General features: G+C 73.8%; 20 protein-coding genes. 11 read left to right on the top strand and 9 right to left on the bottom strand.

Going from position 1 to position 16,352, the window contains the following annotated elements:
• On the bottom strand, nucleotides 1-1,481 hold a 1,481-nt coding region (locus LG396_RS28385), incomplete at its 3' end, for an MFS transporter (protein ID WP_225796937.1).
• A gap of 69 nt (nucleotides 1,482-1,550) precedes the next feature.
• Nucleotides 1,551-2,093 carry a TetR/AcrR family transcriptional regulator gene (locus LG396_RS28380; RefSeq protein WP_225796936.1) on the bottom strand — a complete coding sequence of 181 codons (543 nt, stop codon included), beginning with the start codon at nucleotides 2,091-2,093 and terminating at the stop codon, nucleotides 1,551-1,553.
• 176 nt (nucleotides 2,094-2,269) lie between these two features.
• On the opposite strand from LG396_RS28380, the gene LG396_RS28375 reads away from it, so the two are divergent.
• The 4 genes from LG396_RS28375 (at nucleotide 2,270) to LG396_RS28360 (ending at nucleotide 5,893) form a co-directional block, all read left to right on the top strand.
• Complete coding sequence (locus LG396_RS28375) at nucleotides 2,270-3,562, top strand: DUF445 domain-containing protein (RefSeq protein WP_225796935.1); 1,293 nt, start codon at nucleotides 2,270-2,272, stop codon at nucleotides 3,560-3,562.
• Nucleotides 3,563-3,716: 154 nt separating this feature from the next.
• On the top strand, nucleotides 3,717-4,040 hold the full coding sequence (locus LG396_RS28370; RefSeq protein WP_026275994.1) for a DUF6412 domain-containing protein: 324 nt from the start codon (nucleotides 3,717-3,719) through the stop codon (nucleotides 4,038-4,040).
• A 125-nt stretch (nucleotides 4,041-4,165) separates the two neighbouring features.
• Nucleotides 4,166-4,987 (top strand): YidC/Oxa1 family membrane protein insertase, encoded by an 822-nt coding sequence (locus LG396_RS28365; RefSeq protein WP_225796934.1) that lies wholly within the window; start codon nucleotides 4,166-4,168, stop codon nucleotides 4,985-4,987.
• Nucleotides 4,988-5,035: 48 nt separating this feature from the next.
• Entirely contained in the window at nucleotides 5,036-5,893 is an 858-nt protein-coding gene (locus tag LG396_RS28360; protein WP_225796933.1) for a fumarylacetoacetate hydrolase family protein, read from the top strand.
• Nucleotides 5,894-5,993: 100 nt separating this feature from the next.
• Here the strand turns inward: LG396_RS28360 and rdgB are convergent, their stop codons facing one another.
• From rdgB to LG396_RS28340, 4 genes are all read right to left on the bottom strand, one after another.
• Nucleotides 5,994-6,605, bottom strand: coding sequence for an RdgB/HAM1 family non-canonical purine NTP pyrophosphatase (rdgB, locus tag LG396_RS28355; RefSeq protein WP_225796932.1), 612 nt, complete (start codon nucleotides 6,603-6,605; stop codon nucleotides 5,994-5,996).
• Nucleotides 6,602-6,988, bottom strand: coding sequence for a hypothetical protein (locus LG396_RS28350; RefSeq protein WP_018851324.1), 387 nt, complete (start codon nucleotides 6,986-6,988; stop codon nucleotides 6,602-6,604). The genes rdgB and LG396_RS28350 overlap by 4 nt, the downstream gene beginning before the upstream one ends.
• Nucleotides 6,988-7,746 carry a ribonuclease PH gene (rph, locus tag LG396_RS28345; protein ID WP_018834051.1) on the bottom strand — a complete coding sequence of 253 codons (759 nt, stop codon included), beginning with the start codon at nucleotides 7,744-7,746 and terminating at the stop codon, nucleotides 6,988-6,990. The genes LG396_RS28350 and rph overlap by 1 nt, the downstream gene beginning before the upstream one ends.
• A 125-nt stretch (nucleotides 7,747-7,871) precedes the next feature.
• Nucleotides 7,872-8,624 carry an MBL fold metallo-hydrolase gene (locus tag LG396_RS28340; protein WP_027741729.1) on the bottom strand — a complete coding sequence of 251 codons (753 nt, stop codon included), beginning with the start codon at nucleotides 8,622-8,624 and terminating at the stop codon, nucleotides 7,872-7,874.
• 267 nt (nucleotides 8,625-8,891) lie between these two features.
• On the opposite strand from LG396_RS28340, the gene LG396_RS28335 reads away from it, so the two are divergent.
• The 5 genes from LG396_RS28335 to LG396_RS28315 all read left to right on the top strand — a co-directional run bounded on the left by LG396_RS28335 (nucleotide 8,892) and on the right by LG396_RS28315 (nucleotide 11,411).
• On the top strand, nucleotides 8,892-9,308 hold the full coding sequence (locus LG396_RS28335) for a type II toxin-antitoxin system PemK/MazF family toxin (protein ID WP_100303049.1): 417 nt from the start codon (nucleotides 8,892-8,894) through the stop codon (nucleotides 9,306-9,308).
• A gap of 105 nt (nucleotides 9,309-9,413) precedes the next feature.
• Nucleotides 9,414-9,866: a M67 family metallopeptidase gene (locus LG396_RS28330; protein ID WP_018851326.1), complete on the top strand. Its 453-nt coding sequence runs from the start codon at nucleotides 9,414-9,416 to the stop codon at nucleotides 9,864-9,866.
• 64 nt (nucleotides 9,867-9,930) lie between these two features.
• On the top strand, nucleotides 9,931-10,065 hold the full coding sequence (locus LG396_RS28325; RefSeq protein ID WP_372483578.1) for a putative leader peptide: 135 nt from the start codon (nucleotides 9,931-9,933) through the stop codon (nucleotides 10,063-10,065).
• A 117-nt stretch (nucleotides 10,066-10,182) separates the two neighbouring features.
• Nucleotides 10,183-10,461, top strand: coding sequence for a MoaD/ThiS family protein (locus tag LG396_RS28320; protein ID WP_018834047.1), 279 nt, complete (start codon nucleotides 10,183-10,185; stop codon nucleotides 10,459-10,461).
• Entirely contained in the window at nucleotides 10,461-11,411 is a 951-nt protein-coding gene (locus LG396_RS28315; RefSeq protein ID WP_018834046.1) for a PLP-dependent cysteine synthase family protein, read from the top strand. Before LG396_RS28320 ends, LG396_RS28315 begins: the two co-directional genes overlap by 1 nt.
• Before the next feature lie 69 nt (nucleotides 11,412-11,480).
• Here LG396_RS28315 and LG396_RS28310 read toward each other — a convergent pair whose 3' ends face one another.
• The 3 genes from LG396_RS28310 to clpS all read right to left on the bottom strand — a co-directional run bounded on the left by LG396_RS28310 (nucleotide 11,481) and on the right by clpS (nucleotide 13,932).
• Nucleotides 11,481-12,914 (bottom strand): amino acid permease, encoded by a 1,434-nt coding sequence (locus LG396_RS28310; RefSeq protein WP_225796931.1) that lies wholly within the window; start codon nucleotides 12,912-12,914, stop codon nucleotides 11,481-11,483.
• Between the two features lie 110 nt (nucleotides 12,915-13,024).
• Complete coding sequence (locus tag LG396_RS28305) at nucleotides 13,025-13,624, bottom strand: DUF2017 domain-containing protein (protein WP_018834044.1); 600 nt, start codon at nucleotides 13,622-13,624, stop codon at nucleotides 13,025-13,027.
• Nucleotides 13,624-13,932, bottom strand: a complete 309-nt coding sequence (clpS, locus tag LG396_RS28300) for an ATP-dependent Clp protease adapter ClpS (RefSeq protein WP_018834043.1) — start codon at nucleotides 13,930-13,932, stop codon at nucleotides 13,624-13,626. Before clpS ends, LG396_RS28305 begins: the two co-directional genes overlap by 1 nt.
• Nucleotides 13,933-14,069: 137 nt before the next feature.
• Here clpS and LG396_RS28295 point away from each other — a divergent pair, with 137 nt between their 5' ends.
• Nucleotides 14,070-15,392, top strand: a complete 1,323-nt coding sequence (locus tag LG396_RS28295) for a nicotinate phosphoribosyltransferase (RefSeq protein WP_037752957.1) — start codon at nucleotides 14,070-14,072, stop codon at nucleotides 15,390-15,392.
• Nucleotides 15,393-15,485: 93 nt separating this feature from the next.
• Nucleotides 15,486-16,073: an isochorismatase family protein gene (locus LG396_RS28290; protein WP_018834041.1), complete on the top strand. Its 588-nt coding sequence runs from the start codon at nucleotides 15,486-15,488 to the stop codon at nucleotides 16,071-16,073.
• Nucleotides 16,074-16,352 lie beyond the last annotated feature (279 nt).

Raw genomic sequence — 16,352 nt, 5'->3', positions numbered from 1 at the left:
GCGAGGCGGCGGGCGGCGATGCCGCCGGCGGCCAGCACGGCGACGGTGACCGCCAGCGTGATCGCGTAGCCGTTGTCGAAGGCCGACGCGGCGCTCTGGAGCAGCGACCGCGAGGTGTCCGGCGGGAGTTCGCCGGCGACGGCGCGGGCCTCGTCGATGCCGTCGGAGGCCGTCCCGGGGGCGCCGGCGGGCAGGTCGACGGTGGCGGTGTAGACGGCGGTCAGGACGCTGCCGAGGACGGCGACGCCGGTGAGGCTGCCCAGCTCGAACGAGACCTCCTCGACCGACGACGCCATGCCGGCCCGGTGCGGCGGCGCGCCGCCGATGATCGCGGCGGAGGCCGCGGTCATGACCGCCCCGAGCCCGAGGCCGGTCAGGACGACGGCGGGGACGATCCAGGCCGCCGTGCGCCCCGCGGCCGGCGGGCCGACGCCCGGCGTGAGCAGCAGGGTCAGCGCGACGCCGAGGGCGCCGACAAGCAGGCCGCCGCCGATGAGGTGCCGTGCGGGTACGCGGTAGACGAGGCCGCCGACGACGATCCCGGCCGGGATCGCGCCGATGGCCGAGCTGGCGACCAGCAGCCCGGCGTGCAGCGGGCTGAGGCCGAGCACGAGTTGGAGCCGCTGGGCGAGGATCAGCTCGACGCCGGCGGTGGCGAACATCGCGAGCCCGGCGCCGAGTACGCCGGCGAGCAGTTGCCGGTTGCGGAAGAGCGCGAAGTCGATCAGCGGGTACGTCCGGGTGCGCTGGCGGCGTACGAAGACGGTGAACCCGGCGGCCGAGACGAGCAGCGCCGGCACGATGTGCAGCGGGTCGGGCTCCGGCCGGGCGCCCTCCTTGATCGCGTACACGAGGCCCACGAGCCCCGCCATGACCTGCACCGAGGCCACCGGGTCCCACGGCCGCTCCTTGCTGCCGGAGCCGCCGGGGGCCAGCACCGCGGTCGCGACGAGCGCCGCGAGGACGACGGGGACGTTGACGAGGAAGACCGAGCCCCACCAGAAGTGGTTGAGCAGCAGCCCGCCCGCGACCGGCCCGAGGGCCGCGCCGACGACGGCGACCGTGCCCCAGATGCCGATCGCGATGCCGCGCTCGCGCTCGTCGTCGAAGGTGAGCCGGACCAGCGCCAGCGTGGCGGGCATCATCGCCGCCGCGCCGACCGCGAGGAATGCGCGGGCGCCGATCAGCACCGCCGCCGAGGGCGCGAACGCCGCCGCCGTGGAGGCCGCGCCGAACAGGACGAGCCCGATGAGGAACATCCGCTTGTGGCCCACGCGGTCGCCCAGGGTGCCGGCGCCCAGCAGCAGCCCGGCCATCACCAGCGGATAGGCGTTGATGATCCACAGCTTCGAGGAGGCGTCGGCGTCGAGGTCGGCGGTGAGGGTGGGCAGCGCGGTGTAGAGGATCGTCACGTCGAGCGAGATGAGCAGCAGTCCCGCGGAGACGGTCGCGAGCACCCACCAGCGTCGCGCCTGGAACATGGGGCACCTTGCTTTCTGCGTGTACGCGTGAGGACGTGTGCCGGTACGCCGGGTGCGTACGGGACGGCCTCAGGACTCCGGGGCGGTGAGCGCGGCGAGCCGCCGCTGCACGGCCTCCGCGACCCCGGGGGCGAGCGTGGACTGCGCCGTGGCGTGGAACAGCCACAGCCCGTCCGCCGCGACCCGGGCCAGGAACAGGTCGACCGCCTCGGGGTCCGGGTCGGGGCCGGGGGGCTCGGGCGCCCAGCGGTCCGCGAACTCGTCCCAGATCCGGGCCAGCTCCGGCCGGGTCGCCGAGGCGACCATGAAGACGAAGTCCGCCGTCCCGCCGCCCTGGCCGCAGCACCGCACGTAGGCCGCGGCCCGCTCGCGGGCGGTGGCCTCCTCGAACGGCTTGCCCAGCTCGGCGCGGAGGTGCCCGTCCAGGGTCTCGGTCAGGTGCCGCTGGATGGCCACCAGGAGCGCGTCGCGGTTGGGGAAGTGGTACATCAGCCCGGGCTTGGTCAGCCCGGCCTCGGCCGCGGCGGCGTCGAGGGTGAGGGCGGTGATCCCCGCCCGTTCGACCACGCGGACGGCGGCTTCGAGGATCTGGGTGCGGGAGCTGGGTCGCATGGAAGGTAACTTTACCATCCGGAAGGTAAAGTTACGAAGGCCGCCACCCTCCCGCACCCGCCCGACGCGCACCCCGCCCGGGACGCCGGGAACCCGCGATCCGTTCCGGAAGTGAAAGATGGTGCCGAGCCCGGGGAGAATGGCCTCCGGGGAACGGCGTGAGCGGACGGAGCGCGATGGATCTGCCGGCACGGGTCGGACCGGGTGGCTTTGCCTATACGGACGCCGACGCGGAGAAGCGGCGCGGCGTGCGCCGGATGAAGACCCTCGCCACCGGCCTGCTGCTGCTGGCCGCCGTGGTCTTCACCCTCGCCCGCTGGGCGCAGCACAACGGCGCCGGCGCCTGGTCGGGCTACGTCGCCGCGGCGGCGGAGGCGGGCATGGTCGGCGCGCTGGCCGACTGGTTCGCGGTCACGGCCCTGTTCAAGCGGCCCCTCGGGCTGCCCATCCCGCACACCGCGATCATCCCCACCAAGAAGGACCAGCTCGGCCAGAGCCTCGGCGACTTCGTCGGCGAGAACTTCCTCTCCGCCGACGTCGTACGCGCCCGGCTGCACGCGCTCGGCCTCGGCGGCCGCGTCGGCGGCTGGCTCGCCGAGCCCGACAACGCCGACCGCGTCACCGCCGAGGCGTCGACCGTGCTGCGCGGCGCGCTCGCCGTCCTGCGGGACCACGACGTCCAGGCCGTCGTCGGCGAGGCCATCAACCGCCGCGCCGCCGCCCTGGAGGTGGGCCCCGGGCTCGGCAAGCTGCTGGAGAGGATCGTCGCGGACGACGCCCACCGCCGCGTCGTCGACCTGGTCTGCGAACGCGCCGAGTCCTGGCTGATCCTCAACGGGCCCTCGGTCGTCGGCGCCGTCACGGGCGGGGCGCCCGGCTGGACCCCGAAGTTCGTCGACCGCCGGGTCGGCGAGCGGGTCTACAAGGAACTGCTGCGGTTCATCGGCGAGATGCGCGAGTCGCCGGAGCACCCGGCACGCGGCGCGCTCGACCGGTTCCTCTCCGACTTCGCCGCCGACCTCCAGGGCGACACCGCGACCCGGGCGCGCGTCGAGCGGCTCAAGGGCGAGATCCTGGACCGCGACGAGGTGCAGGACTTCATCGCCTCGGCGTGGACGTCGCTGCGCGGCATGATCGTCGGCGCCGCGGACGACGAGCGCAGCGAACTGCGGCTGCGGGCGCGGGCGGCGCTGCTGTCGTTCGGGCAGCGGATGGCGGCGGACGAACGGCTCCAGGCGAAGGTCGACGGCTGGGCGGAGGACGTCGCGACGCACGTGGTGACGACGTACCAGCACCAGATCACGTCGCTGATCTCGGACACCGTCGCGGGCTGGGACGCGGACCAGACGTCGCGCAAGATCGAGGCGAACATCGGCCGGGACCTGCAGTTCATCCGGATCAACGGCACGGTGGTGGGCTCGCTCGCGGGACTGGTCATCTACACGGTGTACCGGGCGATCGCGGGCTGAGAAGCCGTCCGCAAACCCCCGTCTGCGACGGTCCCGCGCTCCCGGAACGTGCGGTCCCCCGCCCGGAGCCGGCTGCGCCGGCCCCGCGTTAGTATGCGCGCAGACGCCCGCGTACACCGCGTACGGGACGGCGAGCCGAAGGGAGGACGGGCCGATGCTCCGCATCCTCGGTGCCGCCACGCGCTGGCGCGCGGTCGCCGTCGCCCTGCTCCTCCTCGCCGCCGACGTCGTGCTCGACGAGACGGGCGTCGCCACCGGCCTCGCCGGCGCCGCGGCCTCCGCCGCGTCCGCCGCCCTGACGCTGCTCGCGGGGCTCGCGCTCTGCGCCGCCGCCGCACCGCCCGCGTCCGCCGCCGGCATCCGCACCGCCCTGCGCGAACGCGCCCTGCGCACCGCCTTCCTGCCCCAGCGGGACCCCGACGCCGCGGGCCGCCCGCGGCCCCGGGCACCCGGCCGTCGTCTGCCGACGGCCGTGTAGGCGCCGGTCCCGGGAAGCCCCGCGTCGCGCGCGAGCGCGCGGCGCCCGCGCACGTACCCCTCCGCCGCCCCCACGGCCGTCACGCCGCCCCTCATCCGGCACGACGAGCCCTGTGGAGCCCCTCCATGTCCGTATTCGGCGCGCTCTCCTCCCTCCTGTCCACCCTCGCCGACACCCTCGACCCCCTCTTCGGCGCCTCCGCCACCGCCGTCGCGATCATCGTCTTCACCCTGTGCGTACGCCTCGCCCTGCACCCCCTCGCGCGGGCCGCCGCCCGCGGCGAGCGGGTGCGGCGGGACCTCGCGCCGCAGGTGGCGGAGATCCAGCGCAAGCACCGGAGCGACCCCGAGCGGCTGCGCCGCGCGCTCACCGAGACGTACGCGGACGCCGGCGCCTCGCCGCTGGCGGGCTGCGGGCCGATGGTGCTGCAGATCCCGGTGTTCATGGTGATGTACCGGCTCTTCACCGGCCACGACCACGCCCTGCTCACCCACACCCTGCTCGGCGCCCCGCTGGGCGGGCGCTGGTCCGACGCGCTCGCGGACGGCGGGGTGTTCGGGGCGCACGGGATGGTCTACGCGGGCCTCTTCGCGGTGATCGCGGGGGTGGCGGCGTACACGTTCTGGAGCAGCCGCCGGATGCTCGCCGAGCGCAAGGCGGAGGCGGAGGCCCTGCGGCAGGCGGAGGCGGCGAAGAACGCGCGGAACGCCACGCACACGAAGAAGGGGAGGAAGGCGAAGGCCGCGCCCCCGCCCGAGCCCCCGCACCCCGCCGCGGGGCTGACCCGCTGGCTGCCCCTGCTCTCCTTCGGCACCCTGGTCACGGCCGCGATCGTGCCGCTCGCCGCGGGCCTCTACCTGGCGACCACGACCGCCTGGACCGCCGCGGAACGCACTCTCCTCCACCGCCACTCGGGTCCACGGGCTGAACAGGGTCTTGCGGACTAAACAGCGGGCAACGGATGATCGATCGGACGTGGAGAGGGGAGTCATCACATGAAGCTGCTGCGTGTCGGACCGCCGGGGAGCGAGCGCCCGGCCCTGCTGGACGACGGAGGGACCCTGCGGGACCTGTCCGGAGTCGTGTCCGACGTGGACGGAGCGCTGCTGTCCGACGACGCGGCGCTCGCCCGCGTACGGGACGCCGCCGCGACCGGCGGGCTGCCGGCGCTGGACTCCGAGGGCCTGCGCACGGGGCCGCCGGTGGCCCGGATCGGCAAGATCGTGTGCATCGGGCTGAACTACCACGACCACGCGGCCGAGACCGGCGCGGACATCCCGGCGGAGCCGATCCTCTTCATGAAGGCCCCGGACACGGTGGTCGGTCCCGACGACACGGTGCTCGTGCCGCGGCGCAGCGAGAAGACGGACTGGGAGGTGGAGCTGGCGGTGGTCATCGGCCGCACGGCCCGCTACCTGGAATCCGACGCGGAGGCGCTGGCCGCCGTCGCCGGCTATGCCGTCGCCCACGACGTCTCCGAGCGCGAGTTCCAGATCGAGCGGGGCGGCCAGTGGGACAAGGGCAAGAACTGCGAGACGTTCAACCCGCTGGGCCCGTGGCTGGTGACGGCCGACGAGGTGCCGGACCCGCAGGCCCTGGGGCTGCGGCTGTGGGTGAACGGCGAGAAGCGGCAGGACGGCACGACGGCAGACCAGATCTTCCCGGTGGCGCATGTGGTGCGCTACCTGAGCCAGTTCATGACGCTGTACCCGGGCGACGTGATCAACACCGGCACGCCGGCGGGCGTCGCGCTGGGGATGGCGGAGCCCAAGCCGTACCTGCGGGCCGGTGACGTGGTGGAGCTGGAGGTCGACGGCCTCGGCCGGCAGCGCCAGGAGTTCAAGGACGCCTAGGCCCTGAACACGCCGCGGGCGCCGCCGGAGGGATCCGGCGGCGCCCGCGGCGCGTGTACGTGGCGTGTGTACGGGGCGCGCGGCGGCCCGTACCCGGCGGTCACCCCTTGAGCAGCTCCCGAACCGCCGGGGCCAGCGCGCGGAACGCCTTGCCGCGGTGGCTGATGGCGTTCTTCTCCCCGGGGGTCAGCTCCGCGCACGTGCGGTCCTCGCCGAGCGGCTGGAGGACCGGGTCGTACCCGAAGCCGCCGGTGCCCGCCGGCTCGTACCGCAGCGTGCCCTCCAGCCGTCCCTCGGCGACGCGCTCCGTGCCGTCGGGCAGCGCGAGCGCCGCGGCGCAGGCGAAGTGCGCCGCGCGGTGCTCGGGGCCGACGTCGGAGAGCTGGGCTAGGAGGAGGGCCAGGTTGGCGGCGTCGTCGCCGTGGCGGCCGGCCCAGCGGGCGGAGAAGATCCCGGGCGCCCCGCCGAGTACGTCGACGCAGAGGCCGGAGTCGTCGGCGACCGCGGGCAGCCCGGTGGCCCGGGCCAGGGCGTGTGCCTTGAGCAGGGCGTTCTCGGCGAAGGTGACGCCGGTCTCGGGCACGTCCGGGACGTCGGGGAAGTCGGCGGCGCCGAGGAGTCCGGCGTCGACGCCCGCCTCGCCGAGGATGGCGTGCAGCTCGGTGACCTTGCCCTGGTTGCGGGTGGCGAGGACGAGACGGTGCGCGGTCACGGGGTGCAGACGTTCGTCAGCTCGCCGGCGGCGTCGCCGACCGGCTGGAAGTCGGGCACCTCGCCGCGGTCGGCGGCCTGCTGGGCGTTGTCGACGGCCCGCTGGAGGTCGTCGACGGCGGCGCCGACGTCGGCGTCGTCGGTCTTGTCGCCGAGTTCGTCGAGGTTCTTGTCGATCTCGTTGAGCGCGTCGGCGGCGGCCTGCGGACTCTCGTCCGCGCCGGAGACGGCCTGCTGCAACTGGTCGACGTCGGCGGCGATGCTGGTGGCGAGCTGGCCGCAGTCTATGGCCTTGTTCACCGCGTCACACGCCCCGGTGAGCGTCACCGCGGCGGCCCCCGCCGCGAGCGCGACGCCCGCGCGGGTCCAGAGCCTCTTCCCCATCACTGGTCTCCCTCCAGTGCCTTGCGCTGCAGCCCGTCGAGCTGCGCGCAGCCGCCGACCGCGAGGTCGAGCAGCGCGTCGAGTTCGGCGCGGGCGAACGGCTCGCCCTCGGCGGTGCCCTGCACCTCGACGAAGCGTCCGTCGCCGGTGCAGACGACGTTCATGTCGGTCTCCGCCCGCACGTCCTCCTCGTAGCAGAGGTCGAGCAGCGGCACGGAGCCGACGATGCCGACGCTGACGGCGGCCACGGTGCCGGTCAGCGGTGTCGCCTTGGACTTGATCAGCTTGTTCCGGCGGCCCCACGCGACGGCGTCGGCGAGGGCGACGTACGCCCCGGTGATGGCCGCGGTACGGGTGCCGCCGTCGGCCTGGAGGACGTCGCAGTCCAGGACGACGGTGTTCTCGCCGAGCGCCTTGAAGTCGATGACGGCGCGCAGCGACCGGCCGATGAGCCGGGAGATCTCGTGCGTCCGCCCGCCGATCTTGCCGCGGACGGACTCCCGGTCGCCCCGGGTGTTCGTGGAGCGCGGCAGCATCGAGTACTCCGCGGTGACCCACCCCTCGCCGCTGCCCTTGCGCCAGCGCGGCACCCCCTCGGTGAAGGAGGCGGTGCACAGCACGCGGGTGTCGCCGAAGGACACCAGCACGGACCCCTCGGCGTGCATGCTCCAGCCGCGTTCCAGCGCCACCGGGCGCAGTTCGGCGGGGGTACGTCCGTCGACACGGCCGAAGCCGGCGGAGGTCTCAGAGGTAGCCATGCCCCGACCCTATCCGCCCCACATGAAGGCCGACCCGTCGTCCCCGCCCGGATCCCCGCGGCCCGTCTCCGCCCGCGGCGGCGTGCGCTCGGAGCATGTCCCCGTACAAGGCGTGGGGCGGCGCCTCAGACCTCGTACACCGCGCCCGCGCGCGCCAGTTCGACCGGTCCCCCGTACACGCCCTTCGCGTCCCGCAGGTTCACCTGCGGGTCCGTCCACGGCGGGATGTGGGTCAGCACCAGGCGGCCCACTCCCGCCGCCGCGGCGGCCTCGCCCGCCTCGCGGCCGTTGAGGTGCAGGTCCGGGATCTCCTCGCGGCCGTGCGTGAACGCCGCCTCGCACAGCAGCAGATCGGCGTCCGCGCTCAGCTCGGTCAGCGCCCCGCAGGGGCCGGTGTCGCCGGAGTAGACGAGGCTGCGGCCGCCGTGCTCGATGCGGAAGGCGTACGCCTCGACGGGGTGGCTCACCCGGTCCGCGTGCACCGTGAAGGGGCCGATCTCGAACGCGCCGCGCTCCAGCGCCCGGAAGTCGAAGACCTCGCTCATCGACGTCTCCGAGGGGGTGTCCGCGTACGCCGTGGTCAGCCGCTGCTCCGTGCCCTTGGGGCCGTAGACGGGCAGGACCTCGGCGGGGCCGCCGTCGTGGCGGTAGTAGCGCGCGACGAAGTAGGCGCACATGTCGATGCAGTGGTCCGCGTGCAGGTGGCTCAGCAGGATGGCGTCGAGGTCGTACAGTCCGCAGTGCTGCTGCAGTGCTCCCAGCGCGCCGTTGCCCATGTCGAGCAGGAGCGCGAACCCCTCCGCCTCGACCAGGTAGCTCGAACACGCGGATTCCGCGGACGGGAACGAGCCCGAGCAACCGACGACGGTGAGCTTCATCGGGGAGGGACCTCCGGCACGGTCGGGACGGGGCGACGATGCCCCGCCGGCTCTGCCGAGGGTAAGCCGGGACGGGCCGCAGCGGTCCCCCGGCCATCCCGGTTGTGGGCGGAATCACCAGTATGGCGACGGGCCGCGGCCCGCGTGCCCACCAGGGCGGTGTCACAGGCGGGCGGCGGGCGCCAGGCCCTGTCTGACACATCCCGCCGGTGTCGCGACCTGCGGGCGGACGGCGCCATTTGTCTGCAAGGGCCTACGATCGGGCGCATGGACGCCTCGTGGTGGCCGGCCGTCGTGGCCGTGGTGGTGCTGGCCGTGATCGCCGGGCTGGCCGACAGCTTCGGGCGGGTGCGGCGTGCGCACCGGCGGCCGGAGCCCGGCGAGGTGTGGTGGGCCGTGGCGCCGTCCGGGAGGGCGGGCGCGGGGGCCGGCGGGGACCGGGTGTGCCTGGTGCTGAAGACCGCGGCCGAGTCGGCGACGGTGGCCTGGATCACCGTCCGCGAGGACGGCGGCGGGCCCGGCGCGGTCCCGCTGCCGCCCGGATCCGCCGGCGCCGGGACGGACCGCCCGGCGTATCTGGAGACCGGCGAGTTGGCCGAGGTCGCCGTACGGGACCTCCGCCGCAAGGCCGGCCCCGTGGACACGGCGGTGTGGGACCGGGTCCGGCACCTGTCCGACACCTGACCGCCCCGTGACCGCCCCGGCAACCCGCCCGGCATCCGAGCGGATTCGTCTCAGTGTTCGGAACGTACAAGGTGCGGGCTCCGCGGCCGTGCCATCCTTGCGGCCATGCTGACCATCACGGAGGAGCTGTACGAGCAGATCGTCGCGCACGCCCGCAAGGACCACCCCGACGAGGCGTGCGGCGTCGTCGCGGGACCGGCCCCGGCGCCCGCCGACGGCCGCCCGCAGCGCTTCATCCCCATGCTCAACGCCGCCCGCTCCCCCACGTTCTACGAGTTCGACTCGCAGGACCTGCTCCGGCTCTACCGGGAGATGGACGACCGCGACGAGGAGCCGGTGGTGATCTACCACTCGCACACCGCCACCGAGGCGTACCCCTCCCGCACCGACGTCTCCTACGCCAACGAACCCGGCGCCCACTACGTCCTGGTCTCCACCGCCGAGTCCGGCAACGCCGAAGGGCCCGTCTCCTTCCGCTCGTTCCGCATCGTGGACGGTGTGATCACCGAGGAGGACGTCACCGTGGTCCCCTCGTACGACGGCGCCCCCGCGCGCTGAGCCCGCGATCCGCATCATGGGACGGCGATCCGGCACGCGGACGGGGAATCGATACGATGAGGTCATGGTTGACCACGACGTGACCCGGAAACCCCCGGGCCGGCAGGTGCTCCTCGTCGCCCGTCTGCACGTCGACCTCTGCCGTCTCGCCAGTGCCGCGTGTCCGTCCGCGCCGCCACGCGCGGCCGGCCGCGTCTGACGCCGGCCCGCTCCGGCGTCCGGCGGCCCGGCCGCGTACGTCCCCGCCCGCGGCGCGGCCGATCCGCGCCCGCTAGCGCCCGCAGCCCGACTCCCCGTATCCCACAGGAGCCCCGAAATGGCCATCGAGGTCCGCATCCCGACCATCCTCCGCAGCTACACCGACGGCGAGAAGGCCGTGCAGGGCGACGGCACCACGCTGGCCGAGCTGATCGAGGACCTGGAGTCCCGGCACACCGGGATCCGCGCGCGCCTGGTCGAAGGCGACGACCTGCGCCGCTTCGTCAACGTCTACCTCAACGACGAGGACGTCCGCTTCCTCGACGGCATCGCCACCAAGCTCGCCGACGGCGACAGCGTGACGATCCTGCCCGCCGTCGCCGGCGGCTCCGTCTGATGCGCTACGACAGCCCCCTCGCGGCCGTCGGCAACACGCCCCTCGTCCACCTGCCCCGCCTCTCCCCCGCCCCGGGCGTGCGGATCTGGGCGAAGCTCGAGGACCGCAACCCCACCGGCTCCGTGAAGGACCGCCCGGCGCTGTTCATGGTCGAGCAGGCGGAGAAGGACGGCCGGCTCACCCCGGGCGCCACGATCCTGGAGCCCACCTCCGGCAACACCGGCATCTCGCTGGCCATGGCGGCGAGGCTCAAGGGCTACCGCATGGTCTGCGTGATGCCGGAGAACACCAGCGACGAGCGCCGCCAGCTCCTCGCCATGTGGGGCGCGGAGATCATCTCCTCGCCCGCGGCCGGCGGCTCCAACACCGCGGTGCGCGTGGCCAAGGAACTGGCCGCCGAGCACCCGGACTGGGTGATGCTCTACCAGTACGGCAACCCCGACAACGCCGGCGCGCACTACGCCACCACCGGCCCCGAGATCCTCGCGGACCTGCCGTCGATCACCCACTTCGTCGCCGGCCTCGGCACCACGGGCACCCTCATGGGCGCCGGCCGCTTCCTGCGCGAGCAGCGCCCGGACGTGCAGATCGTGGCCGCCGAGCCGCGCTACGACGACCTCGTCTACGGGCTGCGCAACCTCGACGAGGGCTTCGTCCCCGAGCTGTACGACGAGTCGGTGCTCACCACCCGCTACTCCGTCGGCTCCGAGGACGCCGTGACCCGCACCCGCGAACTCCTGCGCGAGGAGGGCATCTTCGCGGGCGTCTCCACCGGGGCCTCGCTGCACGCCGCGATCGGCGTGGGCCGCAAGGCGGTACGGGCCGGGGAGAGCGCCGACATCGCGTTCCTCGTCGCGGACGGCGGCTGGAAGTACCTGTCGACGGGCATCTACACGGCCGCGACCACGGAAGAGGCCGTCGCGGCGCTGCACGGCCAGCTCTGGGCATAGCCCCCGGGCCTCGGGGCCCCGGGCGCGTACGGCGCCGGGCCCGCGGCCGGTGCGGCGGCGCGGACGGGCCTACTGCGCCCCCGCGGCGAACTCCGGTGCCGCCTCGCGGGCCGCGGCCCGCCGCCGGCTCAGCGCCCAGCCGCCCGAGAGCAGCACCGCCCAGCCGGCGCCCACGTACAGCGAGACGCGGGCGTCGGCGTCCAGGGCGGTGAGCACGGTGACGAAGGCGAGGAACGCCAGCGCCAGCCAGCTGCACACCACCCCGCCGGGCGCCGGGAACGACGAGGCGGGCAGCCGTCCCGCGACGACCGCGCGGCGGTAGCGGATGTGGCTGAGGAGGATCATCGCCCAGGTCCAGATGCCGGCGGCGGTGGCCACGGACATGACGTAGCCGAACGCCTTCTCCGGCACGAGGTAGTTGAGCACCACGCCCACCGACATGACCACGACGGACAGGGCGATGCCCGCGGCCGGCACCCGGCGGTGGCTGAGCCTGCCGAAGATCCTGGGCGCCTCGGAGTTGGCGGCCAGGGCGCGCAGCATGCGGCCGGTGGAGTACATGCCGGAGTTGCACGACGACAGGGCCGCGGTGAGCACGACGAAGTTGACGATGCCGGCCGCGAGCGGGATGCCGATCTTGCCGAAGGCGGCGACGAACGGGCTGATGCCGTCGCTGAACTCGGTCCACCGGACGACCGACAGGATGACGATCAGCGAGCCGACGTAGAAGATCACGATCCGCCAGGGCAGCGTGTTGATGGCCTTGGGCAGGGTCTTCTCGGGGTTGGTGCTCTCGCCCGCGGTGACGCCGACGAGTTCGACCGCGAGGTAGGCGAACATCACGCCCTGGAGGGTCATCAGGCTGTCGCCGATGCCGTTGGGGAAGAAGCCGCCGTGGCTCCAGAGGTTCGTGGTGGAGGCGGTGGCGGCGGCGTCGGAGAAGCCGAGGGTCAGCACGCCGACGCCGATGACGATCATGCCGATGATCGCGGTGACCTTGACCATCGAGAACCAGAACTCCAGCTCACCGAAGATCTTCACCGAGATCAGGTTGACGCCGAAGAGGAGCACGAGGAAGCCGAGGGCGCTGACCCACTGCGGGACGGCGGGCCACCAGTAGTTGATGTAGATGGCGGCGGCGGTCAGCTCGGTCATGCCGGTGACGGCCCACATCAGCCAGTACGTCCAGCCCGTGACGTACCCGAAGTAGGGGCCGAGGAACTCGCGCGCGTACTCGGCGAAGCTGCCCGAGACCGGGCGGTAGAGCAGGAGTTCGCCCAGCGCGCGCATGATGAAGAAGATGACGACGCCGGCGATCGCGTACAGGAAGATGAGGCTGGGCCCGGCCTTCTCGATGATCTTGCCGGCGCCCAGGAAGAGGCCCACCCCGATGGCGCCGCCGATGGCGATCATCTGGATCTGGCGGCTGCCGAGCCCGCGCTCGTAGCCCTCGTCGGAGGGCGGAGCCCCGCGGCCGTCCTCCGGGACCTTCGCAGTGGTCATGTGGAGTGGTGCCCTTTCCCGTGCAGTCCCCCGACTGCAGCTTTACCACCGGAAAAGGGTGATTATGTGTACATTCACCCGAACGGGCCCGGCTCAGAACGGCCGCCGGCCTACGGCATCAGCGTCTCGATGAGGGTCTCCTGCAGCCCGCCCAGCCACAGGTACGCCATCACCATCGGCTTGCGCTCGTCCTCGTCGGGCAGCCGGAACAGCACCTCGCCGTCGTCGTCGTCCCGGATGTCGAGCCGCGCGCCTATGGCCAGCCGCAGGTCGTTCAGCGTCGCGAGCCACTGCCGCGACTCCTCGGGACCGAGCTTGAGGACCGCGCCGCCCTCGCCCTCCACGGTCAGCAGGTCGAGCCCGCGGACGACGGCCAGGGCGTTCTCCCGCTTGGCCTCCCGCAGTTCCGGCTCGGTGTAGCGGCGGAACTCGGCCGAGCGGGCCCGCTCCTCGTCGTCCGGGCCCTTGTCCGGCTCGCCGTAGGCGTCCGGGAAGAGCCGCGCGAGGGCCGGGTCGGACGGCGGCTTGCTGGGGCCCTCGGCGAAGAGCGCGTCCAGCGGGTCGGCGGGCGGCGGCGCGTCCGCGGGGCCGTCGCCGGGGCCGATCAGCTCCAGCAACTGCACGGTCAGCGTGCGCAGGATGGAGATCTCCAGCTCGTCCAGCGCGACGGCCGCGCCGCCGCCCGGGACCGCTTCGAAGTGCCCCGCCATCAGCGGTCCTGCTGGAGGGTGGCCCACAGGCCGTAGCCGTGCATCGCCTGCACGTCCCGCTCCATCTCCTCGCGGGAGCCGCTGGAGACGATGGCCCTCCCCTTGGTGTGTACGTCCATCATGAGCTTGCGTGCCTTCTCCCTGGGATATCCGAAGTACGCCTGGAAGACGTACGTCACGTAGCTCATGAGGTTCACCGGGTCGTTGTGGACGATCGTCACCCAGGGGACGTCCGGTTCAGGCACCGCCGCGGGTGACTGGGACTCGACGGTCTCCGGGCGCTCGATCTCCGTGGGTGCGACGCTCACGGTTGGCGGCAACTCCTCGTTAGCTCCGGCTGCGACCGCAGCCCTGACGGTCCCCATGCTGCCACCCGAGGCGGTGCCGCAGCCATTCGGACACCGGAAATCGTCAGTGTGACGAGTATGGGCGTAGGATCAGGTGCATGTCGGAACTGAAGCTGCCGGTCACCGTCCCCTCGACGGCCCTCTTCACCGATCACTACGAGTTGACCATGGTCCAGGCCGCGTTGCACGCCGGCACCGCGCACCGCCGGTCGGTCTTCGAGACCTTCACCCGCCGGCTGCCCGAGGGCCGCCGCTACGGCGTCGTGGCCGGCACCGGCCGCGTCCTGGACGCGCTGGAGAGCTTCCGCTTCGAGCCCGAGGTGCTGAGCTTCCTGCGCGAGCACGACGTGGTCGACGCCCCGACCCTGGACTGGCTCGCGGACTTCCGGTTCAGCGGCGACATCTGGGGCTACCCCGAGGGCGAGGTGTACTTCCCCGGCTCCCCCGTGCTGCGCGTCGAGGGCGGCTTCGCCGAGTGCGTGCTGCTGGAGACGGTGGTGCTGTCGATCCTCAACCACGACTCCGCGATCGCCGCCGCCGCCTCCCGGATGGCAGTCGCCGCGGTCGGCCGGCCGCTGATCGAGATGGGCGCCCGGCGCACCCACGAGCTGGCCGCGGTGGCCGCCTCCCGGGCCGCGTACGTCGGCGGCTTCGCCTCCACCTCCGACCTGGCCGCCGGCTTCCGCTACGCCATCCCCACCGTCGGCACCGCCGCGCACGCCTTCACGCTGCTGCACGACAGCGAGCGGGAGGCGTTCACCGCGCAGGTGGAGTCCATGGGCGTGGGGACGACGCTGCTGGTCGACACGTACGACGTGGCCGCCGCGGTCCGTACCGCCGTGGAGGTCGCGGGTCCGGAGCTGGGCGCCGTGCGCATCGACTCCGGCGACCTGCTGCTGGTCGCGCACCGGGTGCGCCAGCAGCTCGACGAGCTGGGCGCGGAGCGGACCCGGATCATCGTCACCAGCGACCTCGACGAGTACGCCATCGCCTCGCTCGCCGCCGCCCCCGTGGACGCGTACGGGGTGGGCACCCGGCTGGTCACCGGCAGCGGGCACCCGACGTGCTCGATGGTCTACAAGCTCGTGGCCCGCGCCGCCTCCGACGCCCCGGACGCGCCGCTGGTGCCGGTGGCGAAGCGCTCGACGGGCGGGAAGACGTCGATCGGCGGCCGGAAGTGGGCGGCCCGCCGGCTGGACGCGTACGGGGTCGCGGAGGCCGAGGTCGTCGGCACCGGGGAGGTGCCGGCGGAGCTGGCCGGGCGGGAGCTGCTGGTGCCCCTGGTGCGCGGCGGGAAGGTCGTGGGCCGGGAGCCGATGGACGACGCCAGGGCCCGGCACGTCGAGGCCAGGGACGGGCTGCCGCTGTCCGCCACCCAGCTCTCCAGGGGCGAGCCTGTCCTGCCGACGGAGTACGTATGACGCCCGGCCGACCGGGCAGAGAACCGGGACGCGCGGCGCTTCGTTCCCCAGCGCTCCGTCCTGCCGACGCCGACTCACGAAGGGCAGCCCACCATGCATCGTGCACTGATCGTCGTTGACGTGCAGAACGACTTCTGCGAGGGCGGCAGCATGGGGGTGACCGGCGGCGCGGACGTGGCCGCCGCGATCACCGACCTGATCGGCCGGTCCACCGCCGGCTACCAGCACGTCGTCGCCACCCGCGACCACCACATCGAGCCGGGCGACCACTTCGCGGCGCACCCGGACTTCGTGCACTCCTGGCCGCGGCACTGCGTGGCCGGCACGGAGGGCGTCGGCTTCCACCCGAACTTCGCCCCGACCGTCGCCTCCGGGGCGATCTCGGCGGTCTTCGACAAGGGCGCGTACGCGGCGGCGTACAGCGGCTTCCAGGGGGCGGACGAGAACGGCGTGCCGCTGGCGGACTGGCTGCGCGCGCGGGAGGTGACGGACGTCGACGTGGTGGGCATCGCCACCGACCACTGCGTGAAGGCGACGGCCCTGGACGCGGCGGCCGAGGGCTTCCGCACGCAGGTGCTGCTGGACCTGACGGCGGCGGTGGCGGAGGACACCACGCAGCGGGCGCTGGGAGAGCTGGCGGAGGCGGGCGTGGAACTGACGGGCAAACCGGTCATCGGCTGACCCGGCCCGCCGCGGGCGCCGGCTGCGGAGCCGTCTGCGACCGCCTGCGGGGGCCGGTGCCCGCAGGGGCTGCCTTCCGGCCGCCGCGGCCCCGTGCCGCGGGGGCGGCCCCGGCGCCCGTCCGGGCGTCCGCAGGCCGCCTGCGGGCGCCGGACGCCCCGGCACGGGGCCGTCGAGGGGGACACGTCAGCAGGGTCCATCGAGGCGGCCCTGAGCCCGCGGGGCCCTCAGGCGGCGCCCCTGGGCCCCTCCGGCCCTCCGCGGACGCCGGGCGGCCGG

The sequence above is a fragment of the Streptomyces aculeolatus genome (assembly GCF_020400605.1).
Taxonomy (GTDB): Bacteria; Actinomycetota; Actinomycetes; order Streptomycetales; family Streptomycetaceae; genus Streptomyces; species Streptomyces aculeolatus.
Note: the sequence above shows the minus strand (reverse complement) of the source record. Positions and strands in the feature narration are given on the sequence as shown.

What these genes read in the sequence shown, in the direction of transcription:
- LG396_RS28380 (WP_225796936.1), bottom strand. Translation starts at nt 2,093, where the DNA reads ATGCGACCCAGCTCCCGCACCCAGATCCTCGAAGCCGCCGTCCGCGTG.
- LG396_RS28360 (WP_225796933.1), top strand. Translation starts at nt 5,036, where the DNA reads ATGAAGCTGCTGCGTGTCGGACCGCCGGGGAGCGAGCGCCCGGCCCTG.
- LG396_RS28290 (WP_018834041.1), top strand. Translation starts at nt 15,486, where the DNA reads ATGCATCGTGCACTGATCGTCGTTGACGTGCAGAACGACTTCTGCGAG.
- LG396_RS28340 (WP_027741729.1), bottom strand. Translation starts at nt 8,624, where the DNA reads ATGAAGCTCACCGTCGTCGGTTGCTCGGGCTCGTTCCCGTCCGCGGAA.
- LG396_RS28295 (WP_037752957.1), top strand. Translation starts at nt 14,070, where the DNA reads ATGTCGGAACTGAAGCTGCCGGTCACCGTCCCCTCGACGGCCCTCTTC.
- LG396_RS28365 (WP_225796934.1), top strand. Translation starts at nt 4,166, where the DNA reads ATGTCCGTATTCGGCGCGCTCTCCTCCCTCCTGTCCACCCTCGCCGAC.
- LG396_RS28315 (WP_018834046.1), top strand. Translation starts at nt 10,461, where the DNA reads ATGCGCTACGACAGCCCCCTCGCGGCCGTCGGCAACACGCCCCTCGTC.
- LG396_RS28350 (WP_018851324.1), bottom strand. Translation starts at nt 6,988, where the DNA reads ATGGGGAAGAGGCTCTGGACCCGCGCGGGCGTCGCGCTCGCGGCGGGG.
- rph (WP_018834051.1), bottom strand. Translation starts at nt 7,746, where the DNA reads ATGGCTACCTCTGAGACCTCCGCCGGCTTCGGCCGTGTCGACGGACGT.
- LG396_RS28370 (WP_026275994.1), top strand. Translation starts at nt 3,717, where the DNA reads ATGCTCCGCATCCTCGGTGCCGCCACGCGCTGGCGCGCGGTCGCCGTC.
- LG396_RS28310 (WP_225796931.1), bottom strand. Translation starts at nt 12,914, where the DNA reads ATGACCACTGCGAAGGTCCCGGAGGACGGCCGCGGGGCTCCGCCCTCC.
- LG396_RS28330 (WP_018851326.1), top strand. Translation starts at nt 9,414, where the DNA reads ATGCTGACCATCACGGAGGAGCTGTACGAGCAGATCGTCGCGCACGCC.
- LG396_RS28320 (WP_018834047.1), top strand. Translation starts at nt 10,183, where the DNA reads ATGGCCATCGAGGTCCGCATCCCGACCATCCTCCGCAGCTACACCGAC.
- LG396_RS28325 (WP_372483578.1), top strand. Translation starts at nt 9,931, where the DNA reads ATGGTTGACCACGACGTGACCCGGAAACCCCCGGGCCGGCAGGTGCTC.
- LG396_RS28375 (WP_225796935.1), top strand. Translation starts at nt 2,270, where the DNA reads ATGGATCTGCCGGCACGGGTCGGACCGGGTGGCTTTGCCTATACGGAC.
- LG396_RS28335 (WP_100303049.1), top strand. Translation starts at nt 8,892, where the DNA reads ATGGACGCCTCGTGGTGGCCGGCCGTCGTGGCCGTGGTGGTGCTGGCC.
- LG396_RS28305 (WP_018834044.1), bottom strand. Translation starts at nt 13,624, where the DNA reads ATGGCGGGGCACTTCGAAGCGGTCCCGGGCGGCGGCGCGGCCGTCGCG.